This is a genomic window from Maribacter vaceletii, from assembly GCF_003634105.1.
Classification (GTDB): domain Bacteria; phylum Bacteroidota; class Bacteroidia; order Flavobacteriales; family Flavobacteriaceae; genus Maribacter_B; species Maribacter_B vaceletii.
On sequence record NZ_RBIQ01000007.1, the window covers coordinates 1526279 to 1545870 of the forward strand.

The window sequence follows — 19592 nt, forward strand, 5'->3', positions numbered from 1 at the left end:
ATATAGCATGAAGAAAATAGTAATAGCCAACCGAGGAGAAATAGCATTGCGTATCATGAAAACTGCCCAAAAAATGGGTATTAAAACTGTTGCAGTATATTCAGATGTAGACCGTAATTCGCCTCATGTAAAATTTGCAGATGAAGCAGTTCTTTTAGGAGCAGCACCATCATCAGAGTCTTACTTAGTAATGGAGAAAATTATTGATGCAGCAAAAACAACAGGAGCGCAAGGAATTCACCCAGGATATGGATTTTTAAGTGAAAATGCTGTTTTTGCGCAAATGGTAAAAGATAACGGACTAATCTTTATTGGCCCCAAACCTCATGCTATAAAAGTTATGGGTAATAAATTGGCAGCAAAAGAAGCGGTAAAAGATTATAATATTCCAATGGTTCCAGGCATAGAAGAGGCCATTACAGATATAGACTTAGCTAAGAAAATAGCAAAACAAATAGGCTTTCCTATACTAATAAAAGCATCTGCTGGTGGTGGTGGTAAAGGAATGCGTGTTGTAGAAACATTAGAAGAACTTCCAGAACAAATGGAAAGAGCCATTAGTGAAGCCATTGCTGCTTTTGGTGACGGAGCTGTTTTTATAGAAAAATATGTAACCTCACCAAGACATATAGAAATACAAGTACTAGCAGATAATCATGGGAATGTTGTGCATTTATTTGAAAGAGAATGTAGCGTACAACGTAGACACCAAAAAGTGGTAGAAGAAGCACCATCTATTGTATTAACTCCAGAGATTAGAAAACAAATGGGAGAGGCGGCTATAAAAGTGGCAAAAGCTTGTGACTATGTTGGGGCAGGTACGGTAGAATTTCTTTTAGATGGTGATAAGAATTTTTATTTCTTAGAAATGAATACTAGGCTGCAAGTAGAACACCCTGTAACAGAGTTAATTTCAGGACTAGATTTGGTAGAACAACAAATTAAAGTAGCCCGTAATCAAGAGTTAGAATTTACCCAAGAAGACCTTAGTATAAACGGTCATGCCTTAGAGATTAGAGTCTATGCAGAAGACCCGTTAGATAATTTTATGCCAAGTATAGGAACATTAGAAACATATATAAGGCCAACAGGAGAAGGCGTTCGTGTAGATGATGGTTTTGAACAAGGTATGCCAGTTCCTATTTACTATGATCCAATGTTATCTAAGCTTATTACTTATGGCAAAAATAGAGATGAGGCAATACAGTTAATGATAAAAGCAATAGAAGGGTATAAGATAGAAGGGGTTTCTACCACCTTACCTTTTGGAAAATTTGTTTGCGAACATGAGGCTTTTCAATCTGGTAATTTTGATACACATTTTGTAAAAAAATATTATAATCCAGAAAGTTTAGAAAAAGAATTTTCTGAAGAGAGAGAAGTAGCTGCCGAAGTTGGTTTGTGGTTATATCTAGAAAATCAGAAAAAGATTAAAACGAGCAAAGTACTAGCATCTAACTGGAAAAAAAATAGAATCTAGTTTTTCTAAAGAAAGGTAAAAAGCATACAATGAAAGACAATCAAACAATATTACAAGATAAGTTAAAAGCCTCTAAATTAGGTGGAGGTCAAGAGCGTATAAAAAAACAACATGCAAAAGGGAAACTAACAGCGCATGAGCGAATACATTTTTTATTAGACGAGGGTTCTTTTGAAGAAATGGGAGCTTTAGTAACACACCGTACTAAGGATTTTGGTATGGATAAGCAGGTTTTTTATGGAGATGGTGTAGTCACTGGATACGGTACAATTAATGATAGGCAGGTATATGTTTTTGCACAAGATTTTACTGTTTTTGGAGGGGCTTTATCCGAAACGCATGCAGAAAAAATATGCAAAGTAATGGATATGGCTATGAAAATAGGTGTGCCATTAATTGGATTAAATGATAGTGGCGGGGCACGTATTCAAGAAGGCGTTAGATCTTTGGGAGGGTATGCCGATATTTTTCATAAAAACGTAATGGCTTCTGGGGTAATTCCTCAAATTTCAGCTATTATGGGACCATGTGCAGGTGGCGCAGTTTACTCCCCTGCAATGACCGATTTTACGTTAATGGTAGAAAACTCTAGTTATATGTTTGTTACAGGCCCTAATGTAGTAAAAACAGTAACTAATGAAGAAGTAACATCAGAAGAATTAGGAGGAGCAAGTACACATGCTACTAAATCTGGAGTTACCCATTTAACTGCAGCTAATGATATTGCATGTATAAACCAAATAAAGCAATTGGTGAGTTATATGCCCCAAAATTGTGAAGATACCCCAGCACAATTACCTTATGAGTTAGGAGAAGAAGTAAGAGATGTTTTAGAAGAAATAGTACCAGAAAATGCAAATCAGCCTTATGATATGCGCCATGTAATTAACGGTATTATTGATGAAGAGTCATTCTTTGAAATTCATAAAGATTATGCAGAAAATATAGTTGTGGGTTTTGCTAGAATTGCAGGAAAAAGTATAGGAATAGTAGCAAATCAGCCAATAAGTTTAGCAGGGGTGTTAGACGTTGAGGCTTCAAAAAAAGCTGCAAGATTTACGCGTTTTTGCGATTGTTTTAATATTCCTTTATTGGTCTTAGTAGATGTTCCAGGGTTTTTACCCGGAACAGATCAAGAGTGGAATGGGATTATTACTAATGGGGCAAAATTATTATATGCTTTAAGTGAAGCTACTGTACCAAAAATCACTGTAATTACTCGTAAAGCATATGGCGGAGCCTATGATGTAATGAATTCTAAACACATAGGTGCCGATATGAATTATGCTTGGCCAGGAGCAGAAATTGCTGTGATGGGAGCAAAAGGAGCTAGTGAAATTATTTTTAGAAAAGAGATAGCTTCTGCAGAAGATCCAGAAGCAAAGCTTATAGAAAAAGAAAAGGAGTATGCAGATAAATTTGCAAATCCGTATAGTGCAGCAGAAAGAGGTTTTATAGATGAGGTTATTTTGCCTAAAGATACACGTAGAAAACTTATTAAAGCTTTTGCAATGTTAGAAAATAAAAGCGTTAAATTGCCTAAGAAGAAACATGGAAATATTCCTTTATAAGTATATAACTTAGAGGAGAGTTCCCTGCATTTTTAAATAATAAAATTTGAGGCAGACCTCGGAGCATTTAAATCTCGATTATTGAGTAAAAAGAATAGAATGAATACAAAAACGATGTTTAAAGAATTTTCGGAAACATCTTCTAAAGAATGGACTTCTATTATTGAGGGAAATTTAAAAGGAGCTAGCTTTGAAGAAACTTTGGTATGGAAATCTGCAGAAGGGATACAAGTAGCTCCTTTTTACCATAAAGATTTAATAGGTGCAGAAACACGAACACCACTACAAACTGAAACTTGGAAAATAGGTCAGTTAATCTCTGTTATAGATGCAGTTAGCGCAAATAAACAAGCTATAAATTTTTTAAATAGTGGCGCAGAAAATTTGAGTTTTTATATTACATCCGAAGAAATAAATATAAGTATATTACTTTACGAAATCGATTTAGATAAAACTTCAATTTACTTTAATCTTCCTTTTTTATCCTCAAATTATATTAAAGACATCATAAATTTTGTGGGAACATCTATAAATAATGTGTTTTTTAATATTTCGGTATTAAGTAATCTTGCTAAGACAGGAAACTGGTATACATCTAAAGAAACCGATTTTAAAATTTTAGATGAAATTGTAGATTTAGGAGTGTCAAATGTTTTAATGGTTAATGCAGCGCCTTACCAAAATGCAGGAGCAAATATGGTAGAGCAGTTAGCAATTTCAATAGCGCATGCAAATGAATATTTATCTTTTTTTGACACAAGAGAAAGCCTAGAGAAAATAAAAACAGTTACTATAAAAGTTGCTATTGGCACCAATTATTTTTTTGAAATAGCAAAACTTAGAGCACTTCGTATTTTATGGAATGTTTTGCAAGAGGGTTATAATACAACAATGCAATTACATATTATAACAGAGCCTACGAAACGAAATAAAACATTATATGACTATAATGTAAATATGCTTAGAACTACAACAGAGGCAATGTCTGCAGTATTAGGAGGGGCAAATACAGTATTTAATATGCCTTATGATGCTATTTTTCATAATAGTAATGATTTTGGAGATAGAATAGCCTTAAATCAACTTTTGTTATTAAAAGAGGAAAGCTCTTTAGATAAAGTAAATAACCCTGCAGATGGTTCTTATTACATAGAAAATATTACAAATCAGTTAGCAGAAAAAGCATTAGAGTTATTTAAAGAAATAGAAAAAGGTGGCGGCTTTTTAGAATCCTTGCAAAAAGGAGAACTTCAGAAGTTAATAAGCAATAGTTCATTAAAGGAACAAGAAAAATTTAATACAAATGAAGAGGTTTTAGTTGGCACTAACAAGTACAGAAATCTTATGGATAAAATGAAACAAAATTTAGATTTTGAACCATTCGCATCAGATATTTTAAAAAATACCGAGGTAGAACCTATTGTAGAGAGAAGGTTAGCAGAAAAACTAGAACAAGAAATATTAAAAGATGAGTAGAAAAGATTTTCAACATATAACCTTAAAGGCAAAATCTAAAAAATCAACTTCTATAACGGAGAAAGAAAAACATACTACTGCAGAAGGTATTGCAATTAAAAAGCACTATGAAGAAGATGCAATTAAAGGGGTTCCGCATTTAAACTTTGTTGCAGGAACAGCCCCTTTTCTTAGAGGTCCTTATGCAACAATGTATGTACAACGTCCTTGGACAATAAGACAATATGCAGGTTTTTCTACTGCAGAAGAAAGTAATGCCTTTTATAAAAGAAATTTAAAAGGAGGTCAAAAGGGATTATCTGTGGCCTTTGATCTACCAACACATAGAGGATATGATAGCGACCATGAAAGGGTTGTTGGTGATGTAGGTAAAGCAGGTGTAGCAATAGATTCTGTCGAGGACATGAAAATTTTGTTTGACAGTATTCCGTTAGATAAAATGTCTGTTTCTATGACAATGAACGGCGCTGTATTACCAATTATGGCGTTTTATATTGTAGCGGCGGAAGAACAAGGGGTAGATGCTAAATTGCTTTCTGGAACAATTCAGAATGATATTTTAAAGGAATTTATGGTGCGTAATACCTATATATATCCGCCAAAACCATCTATGCAAATTATTTCCGATATTTTTGAATATACCAGTAATAATATGCCCAAGTTTAATAGTATTAGTATATCTGGTTATCATATGCACGAAGCGGGAGCTACCGCAGACATAGAGTTGGCGTATACTTTAGCAGATGGTTTAGAATATATTAAAACAGGGCTTGCTGCAGGAATGAAAATAGATGACTTTGCGCCAAGACTTTCTTTCTTTTGGGGTATAGGAATGAACCATTTTATGGAGATTGCTAAAATGCGTGCAGGTCGTATGTTATGGGCAAAATTGGTAAATCAATTTAATCCAACAAATAAAAAATCATTAGCATTACGTACACATTGCCAAACTAGTGGATGGAGCCTTACAGAGCAAGACCCATTTAATAATGTGGCAAGAACAACTATAGAAGCTGCGGCAGCTGTTTTTGGAGGCACACAAAGTTTACATACAAATGCATTAGACGAGGCAATTGCACTCCCTACAGACTTCTCGGCACGAATAGCAAGAGAAACGCAAATATATTTACAAGAAGAAACTAAAATAACGAAGACAGTAGATCCATGGGCTGGTAGTTACTATGTAGAAAGTTTAACCAATGACCTTGTTGCAAAAGCGTGGGAATTGTTAGAAGAAGTAGAAGGCCTTGGAGGAATGACAAAAGCTATTGAAGCTGGTATTCCTAAAATGAGAATAGAAGAATCTGCTGCAAGAAAACAGGCGCGTATAGATAGTGGACAAGATATTATTGTTGGGGTAAATAAATATATATTAGAAGAGGACGATGAACTTCAAATATTAGAGGTAGATAACGCTGAGGTACGCCGTAAGCAATTAGAACGATTAGCTGCCTTGAGGAGTAATAGGAATTCTGCAAAAGTAAAAGAGGCTTTAGATAAGCTTACACAAGCGGCAGACTATAAAATGAATTCCCCTTCTAAGATTACAAATAAAGATGAATTTAATTTATTAGCTTTAGCTGTAAATGCAGCAAGAGAAAGAGCTACATTAGGAGAAATAAGTGATGCCTTAGAAAAAGTTTTTGGGCGCCATAAAGCAATAATAAAAGCAATATCTGGAGTGTATTCTAAAGAAATTAAAAACGATGATGGTTTTGAAAAAGCCAAAAAAATGACCGATGCTTTTGCAGAGCAAGACGGACGTAGACCAAGAATTATGATTGCCAAAATGGGGCAAGATGGTCATGACCGTGGAGCAAAAGTTATTGCAACAGGTTATGCAGATATTGGGTTTGATGTAGATATAGGACCTCTTTTTCAGACTCCAGAAGAAGTAGCAAGACAAGCGGTAGAGAATGACGTTCATATTTTAGGAGTATCTTCCTTGGCTGCAGGTCACAAAACACTAGTTCCTACAGTTATTGAGGAATTAAAAAAATATGGTAGAGAAGATATTATGGTAATAGTTGGGGGAGTTATACCTAAGCAAGACTATCCTTTTTTACTAGATGCAGGAGCTGTAGCCGTTTTTGGGCCAGGCACAAAAATAAGTGCCGCTGCAATACAGATATTAGAAATTTTATTAGATAAAGATTAAGTTTGTTTTTAGGCTTTCTCTGCATCAATAAGTTTGTGAAAAGATTTAATCTTTTCATCCTCATTAACTAATTTAGTAGTGCATTGTTCTAAAAACCTAAGAAATGAGTCTTTTTCTTCAGAAGAGAATCCTTCGGTAAGGAAATGAATAACACCTAGTCTAGAGGGTTGTGTTTTATCTATTAAAGCAATTCCTTTTTTAGTTAATCTAAGACGTTTTTTTCTACGGTCTTCGTTATCTTCAAACTGTTTTATCAATTTCTTATCTAAAAGTACATTGATAAGGTTAGTTATATTTGCTCTAGAAACGTTTAAAGACTCTGCTAGTTCACTAGCCATAAGGTCTTTAACGTGTTTTTCTCTTTTAAAAAAAGGAAGGTTCGGATTTCCTGAAAGGTGTAATAAGATAAGCCATTGTTGTGTGGTAAGACCAACTTTTAAATAGACATCATCCCCTATTTTTTTGAGCTGATTTGCTAAGTCAAAAATACTTAATACTATTGATTCTTCTATACTTTTATTAATCATGGCGCGTTTAGTTTTTAGTAAAAATGGCGAGCAAATATATAATTTATATACTTAATTATACAGTTTGTTAACTACATTTAATTGGGTTTTAATAAATAACTCTTTATTAGGTTTTTTTCCTTCAAAAGAATTTGAAGGATAATGACTCATATTAGTGTAGGAAGGTGCGTACAATTCAAATCTTTGTCTTGCAATATAGTTTTGCATAGATATTTTAGAACGATAATCTCTTAGTGCATTAATGTCTATATAGCTGTTTGCTACCATACTATCTCCTGTACCTGCTTCAGAAAGTACGTTTCCTTCAAAATGTACAATTTTAGATAACCCATCAGTACTTGCAAACGGAAAGTCTATTCCAGAAATACCTGCAGAGTTTGCAGAAATGGTATAGGCCATATTTTCAATAGAACGTGCTCTTTTTGCAATATCCTTGTGGGTTAAATTTGGGCTTCCAGCTTCAGAAGAAGAATGTAAAAATATTTCAGCTCCTCGCATCATTAAACAACGAGCAATTTCTGGGTATAATATTTCTTCAGATGCTATACAGGCTAGTTTTCCAAGTTTTGTATCTGCAACAGGAAACAAAGATTCTTCCCCATATATTTCTAAGTATTTGTCTAAAACATCATGCGGAGTAGGAGCAAACATAGAATTTAAACGTCTATATTTTAAAATAAGTTCTCCTTCATCATCTATAATAAAGCTACTTTGAAAATATAAGTCTGGAAAATTTTCATCTAATTCATAAAAATTACCAGATAAAAAAATAGATTCTTTTTTACAGAACTCTTTCATTTGAGTAAAGAGAATGTCATCTGTGGTAATACATGCTTTAGTATGCCACTCTTCTATAGTTTCACCAAAAGGGAAGCTTGTTAAAAAATATTCTGGTAGAACCACAAGCTTTAAATCTGGTCCTATAAATTTTTTTGAGCCACTAGTTTGTGCTAATACGGTGTTTAATGTTTTTTGCATTAAAGCATGGGCTGTCTTCTTATCTTTACAAGAATTTATAGCAGCGCATTCTATTTGTAGCGCTAAAGCTTTGTATCTTTTTATCAATGGGTATATTTTTATATGATTTTCTTAAAGTTACACAAAATAGTTAACATTATTAACTATTTTGCTTAAGAAATTCAATTCTTTTCGTGTTAAAAAATTGTAAGTTTTTTAATTTGTAAGTTTAAATTCTAATTCTTGGATAGGGGTGTTTTTTGTAGGCTCTGTTTTTTCAATAATTTGCCAACTTATTCCTGCAGTATCTTTAAAAACAAAAGCATTTTCTCCAAATTCATTCTTTAGTATTTGGGTAGGATTTAGTTCGTGTTCAGAAACTAATTTATGAACCATTTTTAGCTTGGGAGTATAAAAAGAATGTAGTGTTATTCCTTTTTCTCCTATTCTTTGCTTTGCAGATTTGTTTGTTTTATCTCCCCTTGGAATAAAGAATTTCATTTTTCCACATATATTATTTGGTGAAACAAAACCTTGGTACCAATGACTATAACCGGGTTCCATTTGAAAAACTCTTTTAGGGCCTTTTAGCCAATCGCCATCAATTGCAGGTTTATCTTCTGCTTGTAAACCTAAGGCGGAAGATAAATAGGATATTTGTTCTAAGGATGTGGCGTTAATTACAAAGTCATGATGGGTAAACTCACTTGTTTTTAGTGGTGTGTCTTCTTTAATGGTGCCATAACCAGGAATTTTATACCCATATCGTTGAAAGAAAATATGGTTAAAAAATTCGCCATAAACTGCATTTTCACGTACTATAACGGGTCTATTAAAAAAATCTCTTTCGCCAGTATTTAATCCAAATAAGTCATCTGCGACTGGTTCTGTTGGCAGCCATGGCTTTTTCCCAACTTCTCTTGCTGTTTGGTAAATATCGTACAATCTAAAAATATCATTAGTACGCATAACAGCAATTCTTGTTCCTATAGTTTCTACAGGAGCATAACCAATACCATCTCCAAGAGGTTTTTCCCATTCTAATATACGTAACAAGCCATGGCTATCTATATCTCCATTTTGTAAGCGATACGAAGTAAGTTTAGAGTTTACCCCATATAATTTTTTAGCATCTTTAGCAGAAAAAGAAGAACTATCTACTACTTTAAAACCAAAATCTCCAAAATATTTTTTTGCATGATTTGCGTTTTCAACACCTATCATTACTTCATAAAGACCACTAATACCAGTATCTGGAATCTCTTGGGTCATAGTTTTTGTAGTCATAAAATGTATTGTTAATAATAAGGCATATTTTTTTAAAAACATAATTAGTGTTTTTAAGAGTGAATATTAAGAATTAATTTCCCGAAATTTTCTCCAGTATATAGCATTTGTAATGTTTTAGAAAAGTTTTCTAACCCTAGAACAGTATGCTCTTTTACTTTAATTTGTCCGTCATTAATCCATTCAGCAATTTCCTTAACTGCAGATGGCCATTGCTCTACATAGTCAAAAACAATTATGCCATTCATTTTTCCTCTAGCAGTAACTATTTTCATATAGTTTTTTGGACCATAAATATTTGCCATATCATTATATTGCGAAATGGCACCGCATATAACTACACGCGCACCACGAGCTAAGTTTAAAAGGGCAATATCTAATGTAGGCCCGCCAACATTATCATAGTAAATATGAACCCCGTTTGGAGCATATTTTTTTAATTGTTGGTCAATGTCTTCTGTTTTGTAATTTATTGCATAGTCAAATCCACATTCTTCTAATAAGAATTTACATTTAGCATCACTTCCTGCAGAACCAATAACGGTACAGCCTTTAATTTTAGCAATTTGCCCAACCGTAGAACCTACAATGCCTGCTGCTCCAGAAATATATACAACATCACCAGAAACAGGTTCTCCACTTTTAAGGAGTCCAAAGTAGGCGGTCATTCCTGGCATACCCAATATACCTAAATGGTGTGAAAGTTTACTTCCAGAAATATTTATGTGGCTTAGTCCTTCTCCATTAGAAATACAATAGTTTTGCGCTCCTAATAAACCAGAAACATAATCCCCTTCTTTAAATTTAGGGTTTTTAGATTGTATAATCTTTCCTGCAGAAAACGTTCGTACAACGGCTCCAATTTCTATGCCTTTAATATATGTGGTTCCTTCATTCATCCATCCTCTAATAGCTGGGTCTAGAGAAATATCATGAATTTCAATTAATATTTCCCCTTCTTTAATTTCTTTTAACTCCTCTGTTTTTATATCAAAATTTGTATCTTCTATTTCTCCTTTTGGCCTATTCGCTAAAATTACTTTTGTATTTTTCATTTGTTTACTATTTATATAAGTAGGGTTGTTTACTTCATTTTTAATAGAAGCATGTTAAAAGTGCTTCAATTTATTCTAAATTTACAAAAAAATAGTTAACATTGTAAATAATTAACTATATTAACTAAAAATTTTAATTAATACTTTTATTTTGATAAGGAGAAGACAAGTTACCGTAGAGAATAAAACCATGAATTTTTATATTTTGGGTGCTGGTCCTGCGTTGGTTATGTTTCATCCGTCTCCACATTCGGCAGAGTTACTTTTGCCATTGGCTAAAGAGTTGGCTTTAGATTATACAGTAATCTGTGTAGATACCCCTGGCTATGGAAAATCGGATGCTTTACCTAATACACCCAATAACTTATCTGATTATACAAAGGTGTTACATGATTTTTTTAAAAAAATGGGTATAGAACTCCCTATTTTATATGGTTCTGCAACAGGTGCGCAATTAGCAATACGTTATGCTTTAGATTTTCCTAATGAAGTTTCTCATATCTTTTTAGATAATGCTGCGCATTTTAATGAGGTTTTAAGAAAGCGCATTTTAAAACATTATTTTCCAGATTTAACACCAGAAATAAACGGGAGTCATATTAGGAAAATATGGGAGATTACAAATAAAATGTTTCAATTTTTTCCGTGGTGTTTTAATGAAGAAGAGTATGCGCTACATAGACCACAAGTACCAAAAGAAGTTTTACATACCATAGCACTAGATTTTTTTAAAGCAGGAGAAAATTATTTTCTAGCGTATAAAACTGCTTTTATGCATGAAAAGGCTGAGTATGTACAGCAGTTAAAAGTCCCTACTACAATTTTTAGGTGGAAAGGAAGTATCATTAAAAAGTATATAGATGACTTGTTAGCTTTTGAATTTCCAAGTTGTGTAGAAACTGTTTCAATTCCAGAGGGGCATGCAGAAAGAAACATAGAAATGATTAAGCAATTACGGAGTAAAGTTAATGGATTGCCTAATTATAATTTGCCAGATGCATTTAATATAGAGCCCAATGAAAAAGAAAAAAGTATTGGTTTAATACCAAGAAAAGATATTCCGAACATTTTAGAAAATGGATCTCATTTTATGGAAGCTTGGATACTACTTAAGAAATATAATCCAGAATTAAATGCTGTAGAATTACAAAATTTAATGATAGATTGGTTTACAAAAAGCAAAAATTAGAAGTATGAAATCTATATATAAATTCTTAGGAATAAAGTTTCCTGTCTTTCTTAGTTCTAGTGCCTCTGGAAAAAGTAAAAAAGAGGTTTTAGGTAAGGATTCTCTGTTAATAGGGGAGTGGGATAATTTTCAACAATACTGGCAAGAAAATACGGAGGAAGAAATTCATGGTATTAAAACAGATGATAAACACAGACACTTGTCATTAAAAATAAAAGAGGTAGAAAAAGGAACTTTTTTAATTGAAGTAAGAGAAGGCAGAAACGGAACTGTTTTTATTGAAAACTTACATTTTACCCAAGAAGATATAAATAAGAATAATGTTGAACTTAAAGGGGATACTCTTTTTATACAGGGCGAAAATCATTTTAAAAATAAAGACGCCTATAAATTTATTAGGGTAAGAAAATTTTCTGGTTGGATAGAATATCCTATTACAGAGGATAATATGCATCATCAAGGAAATCTTGAAATACATGATCAGGGTGGTATGGCAGCGTTAGATGTTGATGGTGTAGATTATACAGTAGAACTAACCCAATTAATTTATGGAAAAAAATTAGAAATAATGAAGCTTGCTATTTATGACATGCCTTTAGATAAAGTAGGTATAAATAGTACTTCTATTAGTTATACATGGGTAAACCCAGATGCAAAAAGGATAGGTATAAACCTAAGAAAAGTTATTTCTGGGTGGACGCTTATTGAGCCAGGTTTTGGTAATCAAAATACTTGGAGAGAAAAAGAAGAATGAAAGTTTCCTATAAATCAAAAGATAATTATATAGTTGTTATTGGGAGTAATAGTGGTATTGGAATAGCTTTGGTAAAACAACTTTTAGAAACCGGTGCAATAGTTATTGGAGCAGATATACAGGAGAAATCTAAAGTGCCTTTCAATGAAAATTACTTGTATTATAAAGTGAATCCTCTAGACTATAATTCTGTTACAAGTTTAGTAGATTTTGTAAAAGAAAAAACGAATAAAATTGTAGGTTTAATAAATTTATCTGGCGCAATTACCCATTTTAAATCTATTGAAGAAATAAGTATAGAAGAGTGGAACCATACGTATGATATTAGTTTTAAAAGCTGTTTTAACTCTTGCAAAGCATTTTTACCACTTTTAAAAAGTACACCGAATTCTGCAATTGTAAATATGTCTTCTGGACTAGCATTTATAGGGCAAAAAAACTATGGCCCTTATACCGCAGGGAAAGCATCGGTTATTGCTTTTAGTAAAACTCTAGCAGCAGAAGTAGCTCCAGAAATTAGAGTAAACACAGTTGCTCCTGGAGCGGTAGATACTAATTTCATTTATAAAGAAGACGGTTCCACTCGTTTTAATAAAGAACAATATGAAAAAATTGTTCCCCTAGGTAGTATAGGTACACCAGAGGAAATTAGTTCTGTTATTTTGTTTTTACTAAGTGACGGTGCAACACATATGACAGGGCAATGTTTACATGTTAATGGTGGCGCAGGAATGCATTAATTTATCCCATAGTGCCTTTTACCAAACCACCATCTACAGAAATAGTTTGCCCTGAAATATAACTACTATGCGGCGATAAAAGCCAAAGCGCTAGGGATGCAAAATCTTCTGGTTTTCCAATTTTTTCCATAGCAGTTTGTTTCGCTACAGAAGCCCTAATTTCAGATTCCGGAATTCCTTTAAGTTCGCTGTTTTTCTTAAACAAGTTTTCCATACGCTGCGTAGCGTGGAACCCAGGGCCTAAAATATTTAGTGTAACACCGGAGGTTCCTATTTCTTGGGATAATGTTTTTACATAACCAACAACAGCTAATCGCATAGAATTACTTAATACTAAATTCTCTACAGGCTGTTTAACAGAAACACTTTCAATATAAAGCAAACGACCATATTGTTGCTCTATCATTTTAGGAAGTAAAGCTTGTGTTAAAGCAATTTTCCAGCGTACAACAGTTTTATAAGCTTCATCCCAATCCGATAGTTTTGTATCTAAAACAGGCATTGCAGGAGGCCCGCCAGAATTAATAACAGCTCCGGTTAAAACTCGTTCTCCAATTACATGTAGAATAGTATCTAGTACTTTTTCATCTGATAAATCCCCAGGAATTATTTCAATAGTAGCACTTATTTTTTGTAGCTCTTTAAGTTTTTCAAGAGTTCGTGCAACTGCAATTACCGTCGCATTTTCAGCAATTAACTGTTCTGTAATTGCTTTACCAAAACCACTAGTGGCTCCGCCAACTAAAAATAATTTATCCTTAAGATGTAGGTTCATGTTGTTTGTTAATTAATTTTTTAAAAATAAAAATAACAGCTACTGCAATAATACACATAACTACCCCATAAACGCCAGCAGTTGCTGCCATTTTAGGTTCATTTAGTAAGTTAGCAGATAAAGCTATTGTCATTCCTAATACATTGTTTTGCATACCGCTTTCAATAGCAATAGTTGCAGCTCTTTTGGTAGATATTTTTAAAAATTTAGCACTAAAATACCCAACAGAAAGCGTTGCAATATTTAATAAAATTACGCCTAAAAAAGATGCTTTAATAAAATACCAACTATTTCCTATTTCTTCTAGCTTCATAATCATTAAAACAAGTGCTAGAATAATAACAATTATAGAGCCCCAAGAAATAGCTGCTTTACTTTTTTTAGAAAAAAGAGGGAATTTATGATTAATATACATTCCGATAAGAACAGGAAGAGCTGTCAATTTAAAAATATTAAATACTGTGGCTCCAAAAGGGAGTTGTATATTCTTAAAGGCTGCTCCTAATATAGCATCCAAAGAAAAATTTAGTATAAAGGGAATAGTAAAAATGGTTACTAAGCTAGATATTGCGGTAAGGCTTATAGACAAAGCAGTATCTCCTTTTGCTAAATGAGAAAATAAATTAGATACAGCGCCGCCTGGGCAACAAGCAACAATCATTAATCCCATAGCAACCATAGGTTGCATAGGTACAATAGCAATAATTGTAAATGCAATAACGGGAACAAATACTATTTGGTTAAAGAGCCCTATAAATACTGCTTTAGGAGCTATACCTACTCGTTTAAAGTCCGTAATAGTAAGTGTTAACCCCATTCCTAACATAACAAGAAATAAGATAGTCTGTAAAATGACAGGGATATAAGATAAGAGTTGCGCTGTCATTTATATTTTATTCTAGTTGTTTTTCCAAGCATTTAATATGGTATTGGAAGAAGCAGACCAAACCGCTTCATGACTACCAAGATACTCTAAAATTTGTTCTAAATATTTAATTCTATGTGGTTGTCCTAGCACCCATGGATGAATATTTAAACTTAATATTCTTCCGCCTTGTGTTTTGGTTTCTTGTAATAGAAACTGAAATGCATCTTGTACTTGATGTGCCCAATCTTCAGCAGAATGAAGATTGTTTAATATTATAAAATGGTCGTCTAATTCTGTAGTTAATGGCATGGCTGTTAAGTTACCATTTTTTGTTTTAAAATTATAAGGCATTTCGTCATTTACCCAATCGCAAAAATAATCTATTCCATTTTCAGCTAATATATCTGGAGTGTTTTCCGATTCGTTTTTAGCGGGACTAACCCAACCTTTAATGTCTTGTCCTGTTAGGTTTCTTAGTCCATCTAAGGAGCGTTTTACTAATTCTTTTTCTTCGTCTAGATTCTGACCTCCATAATGTAATTTATCCATGTCATAACCATGACACAATATTTCATTTCCTCTATCTTTTAATGTTCCTGTTAAATAAGGTAAACGTTCTGCTAATCTGGTGTTCATAGCAAAAGTGGAAGTTACATTGTATTTATCTAGCGCTTTAAAAAAGCGGTAGATACCAACTCTATTCCCATAATCTCTTAAACTGTAATGTCTTAAATCTGGATACGGTTTTGTCATTCCCCCAGGGACTTTAAAAGGAATTCCTTTTTGGTTTAGCGGAAAAAATTGAACTCCCACATTAACCCAAAGCGCTATTTTTTTATCGTTAGGCCAAATAATAGGTTTTCTATTGCTAAGCATGTCCCAATCATAACGATTGTGATCCATACCATAGGAACGTTCTGGATACTCTAGGTAGGTTTTATCTAGCGCCATATTTTTTGGTTTTTTGGTTGATGTCTTCTAAAGATGCATCATAATAAGTATCTAAATAATAAGAAGCAATTTCTTTTCCTGTAGTTACCCAAACATCTGGATGTCCTGTTATATATTCTAAAGCTTCCTCATATGCTTTGATACGATGTGCATTTGTAACCTGATAATTGTGCGTTGGAATACACATTATAGTGCCACTTTCTGCTCCTTCTGCATAAAGACGGTCAAAATTATCTTTAAGTTCTTGTCCATACCTACGTGGAGTTATTTTCTGTACCAAGTAAGCTATAGTATCATTCATTTCTAAAGAATAGGGGATAGAAGCAAAACGTTTTCCACTTCTTAGATTTATAGGTGTAGGTTGGTCGTCATGGAATAGATCGCAAGAATAAAAGCCAGCCTCATCCCCAAAAAGTTCAGTGCCTACCTCTGCAAATAAATCTAAAGTATTCTCAGAATGAGAAAGAGCAGGAGCTAAATAACCAGCACATTTTTGTCCAGTGTGTTTGTATATAGTTTCTATAGAATCTTTTATCATGTCTCTTTCCTGAGACGCAGACATTCCATAAGTATATCTTGTGTTATATATACCATGACTAAAGAATTCCCAATTACGTTCTTTACACAGTTCTATTATTTCTGGATGATGATCGCATAAGGCAGTAGAAAGAGATATTGAACCACGAATACCATACTTTTCTAAAAGTTCCATTTGGCGAATATGCCCAACTCTATTTCCCCAGTCTCTGCTAGTATATCCGGGTAGAGCAGGGCTAGGTTGAGGCCAAGGTTTTCTAAAAGGATTATCTGGCGGATTTAGTTCATAAAACTCAATATTTGGAGCCACCCAAAAGGCAACTTTAGCTCCATTTGGCCATTTTATTTTTGGTCTGTTTTCATAAGGCCAATAATCGTAATATCCTGGGTCTTCCTTCATAATTATATACTATTTAACCAAGTAAAAACTTCATTCACTTCACGAACATCGCAATATTTTAAAGACAAATCAGTAAGATTTGCATAATGGTAACTTTCGTGTTTATCTGCAACACATTCTTCAGGGATTATAGTTCTATATCCTCGGGATAGAGAATCTACTCCAGCAGCTCTAATACAACCAGAAGTAGAGCCACCAGTAAGGATAATAGTATCTACTTGGTGCCAAACTAATAAAGATTGTAAAGGAGTTTCAAAGAATGGAGAAGGCATTTTTTTCTCATAAAAAACATCGGTTGTTCGGTCTAAAATTAACCTATCATCTAGCTCAGACCTTTCAGAACCAAATTTTATATTTTGTAAACTATCGGGTGTATCTGTTCGGGTTCCCCAGATACCAGCATCCGCTGCAGTATCCATATAAGCAACATTGGTCCAAACTACGGGCCAGCCTAATTTTCTAAATTTTGCTGCTAGTTCATTTACATAATCTAACTGTTTTGGGTCATTTTCATATGCAGTTTTAAAAAGATCTGTGCGTGTATAGGCTTTCTGAATATCTATATTAACTAAAGCTGCTTTTTTTCCAAAACCAAAACGCTTACGAGCTGGGTTTGCTTTTACTTCAAAATAAAGTTCTTTTGCGGTTTTATCTGTGGTTTGCATGTTTTTCTTTTTTAAGTGGGTAATTACCTTTTAATTTTTTTCTTAACCTTAGAGGATTGCATAGAAATAATAACCCAATTGTTAGCTTGTTTTTTCCACACTGCGGTAAGTCTATATTCTCCTTCATCAAACCCTTTAAATTTTCTTTTGTTGATGTAATTGGTTAAAACCACATTAGTATCAATTTTTAAAAAGACTATGTCTGCGCTTTCATAACTTTCAAAAGCATTTGTAATATTTGCTAAAGCTTCTTTCTTACTATATTTTTTTCCGCTTTGGGAAGTAAGAATAAGGTTTTCATGGTATATTTTATTAGCTAAATCTACATCACTATTAAGATGCGCATTTTTCAAATTTGTAATCTGAAGTTGTATTTCCTCTTTTTCAATTGCATTTATTTCTTGAGATATACAATATGTAGAAATAAATAAAGTACATAAAATAACAAGTAACCTCATAGCTTAATCAGTTTTAATAATTCCTTCTGCAATCATTTTTTCAATAGTAGCATCATCAATATTTAGTCCTTTTAGAACTTCAGCCGTATGTTCTCCAATTTTAGGAGGATCTAACCTTTTTTCTACACGGGTACCTTTATATTCTATTGGAAACTTTGGTAGCTTGGTTATTTTACCGTCTCCTAAATTTACTTCCATAAGGCTATTACCTTTATTTAGTTGTTCATCTTCAAAAAGATCTTCTGGCCTGCTAATTGGAGCAAAAGGAATATGTCCTTTTTCACATTTTTCTATAATTTCTTGTTTGGTAAATTGTCTAATCCTTTCTTCTAGTTCAGGTATAAACCATTCGCGTTCATCAATACGCAGATTATTTGTTTTTAACCTTTCATCTGAAAGCCAATCTTGCCAGTTAAATACTTCGCAAAACCGCTTCCAATGTTTTTCACTTATAATACCTATGAATGCTTTGTCATTGTCTTTGGTATCAAAAACTTTATAAATAGACCATGCACTTACTCTAGAAGGCATTGGCGGAATTTTATAATCTATTTGAGAAGAATATGCCATGTGTTGCCCCATTAAAAAAGCACAAGTTTCAAACAAAGCAGATTTTACAAAACCACCTTCTCCGGTTTTTTCGCGTTCGTATAATGCTTGCAGAATACCAATATAACCAAACATCCCGCCAGTAATATCTATTACCGATGTTCCTGCACGTAATGGGTCTCCTTCTCTACCAGTCATATAGGCTAGACCTCCCATCATTTGAACAACCTCATCCATTGCATGACGCTTCTCATAAGGACCACTTAAAAAACCTTTAAGAGAGCAATAGATGAGGCCTTTATTCAAATGTTTTAGATCTTCATAACCAAGTCCTAAACGATCCATTGTTCCAGGGCCAAAATTTTCTACAACAACATCATATTCTTTTACTAAATCGTAGATTATTTTTCTCCCTTCTTTAGACTTAATATTTACAGCAAGACTTTTTTTATTTCTATTATAAAACCAAAAATAACCTGTACCAAAACCTTGTAGTCTACGTGTACTGTCTCCATGAACAGGTTCTACATGTAACACATCTGCACCCATATCTGCTAACATAAGTCCGGCACAAGGGCCCATAACTGCATGTGTAAATTCTAATACTTTTATACCTTTTAAAGGACCACTCATTTATTTTTTATTTAAAGATTTATAAAAAGTTTCTGGAGCATCTTCAATTTGTGTATCTAGTGTAGCGTTCCATCTATTTAGAAACCCGAACATAGAAATAACACCTACTATTTCTACAATTGCCTCACTGTCATAATGCTTTTTTAGTTCTGTAAAATCTTCATCAGTGGTTTGGTTGGGAACCATGCTACCAGTAACAGCAATATTTAAAGCAGCTTTTTCCGCTTCCGAAAAAAGAGGAGAGGTTTTATATTCCCATAGGTTTTCTAATTTTTCTTTTTCTACACCTTGCTCATTGGCACCATAAGCGGTATGTGCGCTACAGTATTGACAACCACTTACTTTACTAGATAAATGGCCAATCATTCTTTTAAGTCCGCCACTAACTTTTCCTTCTGCATAAACAGCTTTTGCTAGCTGAAAAAAGGAGGATAATATATCTGGTTTATGCGCCATTATTAATCCGTCATTAGGTAAAAAACCCATCCATTTTTCAGCATTTGTAAAAAGTGAACCTAATTCACTTTCCTTAGGGTTATTTATAGGGTCTATTCTACTCATT

19 protein-coding genes are annotated in these 19592 nt (G+C 33.4%); 7 read left to right on the forward strand and 12 right to left on the reverse strand.

The genetic code is table 11. The features are described from left to right. Positions 1 to 7: 7 nt before the first annotated feature. The 4 genes from accC (at position 8) to scpA (ending at position 6685) form a co-directional block, all read left to right on the forward strand. A complete protein-coding gene (accC, locus tag CLV91_RS06255; protein WP_121065044.1) occupies positions 8 to 1480 on the forward strand; it encodes an acetyl-CoA carboxylase biotin carboxylase subunit in 1473 nt (490 codons plus the stop codon). Positions 1481 to 1509: 29 nt separating this feature from the next. Further along, positions 1510 to 3051 carry an acyl-CoA carboxylase subunit beta gene (locus CLV91_RS06260; RefSeq protein ID WP_121065046.1) on the forward strand — a complete coding sequence of 514 codons (1542 nt, stop codon included), beginning with the start codon at positions 1510 to 1512 and terminating at the stop codon, positions 3049 to 3051. Between the two features lie 99 nt (positions 3052 to 3150). Continuing rightward, complete coding sequence (locus CLV91_RS06265; RefSeq protein ID WP_121065048.1) at positions 3151 to 4527, forward strand: methylmalonyl-CoA mutase subunit beta; 1377 nt, start codon at positions 3151 to 3153, stop codon at positions 4525 to 4527. Next, positions 4520 to 6685 (forward strand): methylmalonyl-CoA mutase, encoded by a 2166-nt coding sequence (gene scpA / locus CLV91_RS06270; RefSeq protein WP_121065050.1) that lies wholly within the window; start codon positions 4520 to 4522, stop codon positions 6683 to 6685. The genes CLV91_RS06265 and scpA overlap by 8 nt, the downstream gene beginning before the upstream one ends. 8 nt (positions 6686 to 6693) lie before the next feature. Here scpA and CLV91_RS06275 read toward each other — a convergent pair whose 3' ends face one another. The 4 genes from CLV91_RS06275 to CLV91_RS06290 all read right to left on the reverse strand — a co-directional run bounded on the left by CLV91_RS06275 (position 6694) and on the right by CLV91_RS06290 (position 10511). Continuing rightward, entirely contained in the window at positions 6694 to 7212 is a 519-nt protein-coding gene (locus tag CLV91_RS06275; RefSeq protein ID WP_121065052.1) for a MarR family winged helix-turn-helix transcriptional regulator, read from the reverse strand. Positions 7213 to 7263: 51 nt separating this feature from the next. Further along, entirely contained in the window at positions 7264 to 8277 is a 1014-nt protein-coding gene (locus CLV91_RS06280; protein WP_211333192.1) for a nitrilase-related carbon-nitrogen hydrolase, read from the reverse strand. Between the two features lie 108 nt (positions 8278 to 8385). Next, complete coding sequence (locus tag CLV91_RS06285; protein ID WP_121065054.1) at positions 8386 to 9456, reverse strand: hypothetical protein; 1071 nt, start codon at positions 9454 to 9456, stop codon at positions 8386 to 8388. Between the two features lie 53 nt (positions 9457 to 9509). Further along, positions 9510 to 10511, reverse strand: coding sequence for an NADP-dependent oxidoreductase (locus CLV91_RS06290; RefSeq protein WP_121065056.1), 1002 nt, complete (start codon positions 10509 to 10511; stop codon positions 9510 to 9512). A 190-nt stretch (positions 10512 to 10701) separates the two neighbouring features. On the opposite strand from CLV91_RS06290, the gene CLV91_RS06295 reads away from it, so the two are divergent. The 3 genes from CLV91_RS06295 to CLV91_RS06305 are packed head-to-tail and all read left to right on the forward strand — an operon-like array spanning position 10702 to position 13194. Then, positions 10702 to 11700 carry an alpha/beta fold hydrolase gene (locus tag CLV91_RS06295; RefSeq protein WP_121065058.1) on the forward strand — a complete coding sequence of 333 codons (999 nt, stop codon included), beginning with the start codon at positions 10702 to 10704 and terminating at the stop codon, positions 11698 to 11700. Positions 11701 to 11704: 4 nt separating this feature from the next. Next, on the forward strand, positions 11705 to 12454 hold the full coding sequence (locus tag CLV91_RS06300) for a hypothetical protein (RefSeq protein ID WP_121065060.1): 750 nt from the start codon (positions 11705 to 11707) through the stop codon (positions 12452 to 12454). Further along, the gene (locus CLV91_RS06305; protein WP_121065062.1) at positions 12451 to 13194 is read left to right on the forward strand and encodes an SDR family NAD(P)-dependent oxidoreductase; all 744 of its coding nucleotides are present in this window, start codon (positions 12451 to 12453) and stop codon (positions 13192 to 13194) included. The genes CLV91_RS06300 and CLV91_RS06305 overlap by 4 nt, the downstream gene beginning before the upstream one ends. A 1-nt stretch (position 13195) precedes the next feature. Here CLV91_RS06305 and CLV91_RS06310 read toward each other — a convergent pair whose 3' ends face one another. The 8 genes from CLV91_RS06310 to CLV91_RS06345 are packed head-to-tail and all read right to left on the reverse strand — an operon-like array spanning position 13196 to position 19591. Then, positions 13196 to 13969 (reverse strand): SDR family oxidoreductase, encoded by a 774-nt coding sequence (locus CLV91_RS06310; RefSeq protein ID WP_121065064.1) that lies wholly within the window; start codon positions 13967 to 13969, stop codon positions 13196 to 13198. Next, entirely contained in the window at positions 13953 to 14855 is a 903-nt protein-coding gene (locus CLV91_RS06315) for a bile acid:sodium symporter family protein (RefSeq protein WP_121065066.1), read from the reverse strand. Before CLV91_RS06315 ends, CLV91_RS06310 begins: the two co-directional genes overlap by 17 nt. Positions 14856 to 14867: 12 nt before the next feature. Next, positions 14868 to 15788: a polysaccharide deacetylase family protein gene (locus CLV91_RS06320; protein ID WP_121065068.1), complete on the reverse strand. Its 921-nt coding sequence runs from the start codon at positions 15786 to 15788 to the stop codon at positions 14868 to 14870. After that, complete coding sequence (locus tag CLV91_RS06325; protein WP_121065070.1) at positions 15775 to 16725, reverse strand: polysaccharide deacetylase family protein; 951 nt, start codon at positions 16723 to 16725, stop codon at positions 15775 to 15777. Before CLV91_RS06325 ends, CLV91_RS06320 begins: the two co-directional genes overlap by 14 nt. A 2-nt stretch (positions 16726 to 16727) precedes the next feature. Next, positions 16728 to 17390, reverse strand: coding sequence for an isochorismatase family protein (locus CLV91_RS06330; RefSeq protein ID WP_121065072.1), 663 nt, complete (start codon positions 17388 to 17390; stop codon positions 16728 to 16730). 23 nt (positions 17391 to 17413) lie between these two features. Beyond that, positions 17414 to 17848 (reverse strand): nuclear transport factor 2 family protein, encoded by a 435-nt coding sequence (locus CLV91_RS06335; RefSeq protein ID WP_121065074.1) that lies wholly within the window; start codon positions 17846 to 17848, stop codon positions 17414 to 17416. A gap of 3 nt (positions 17849 to 17851) precedes the next feature. Beyond that, a complete protein-coding gene (locus CLV91_RS06340; protein WP_121065076.1) occupies positions 17852 to 19030 on the reverse strand; it encodes a CaiB/BaiF CoA transferase family protein in 1179 nt (392 codons plus the stop codon). Further along, a complete protein-coding gene (locus CLV91_RS06345) occupies positions 19031 to 19591 on the reverse strand; it encodes a carboxymuconolactone decarboxylase family protein (protein WP_121065078.1) in 561 nt (186 codons plus the stop codon). Position 19592: the final 1 nt, after the last annotated feature.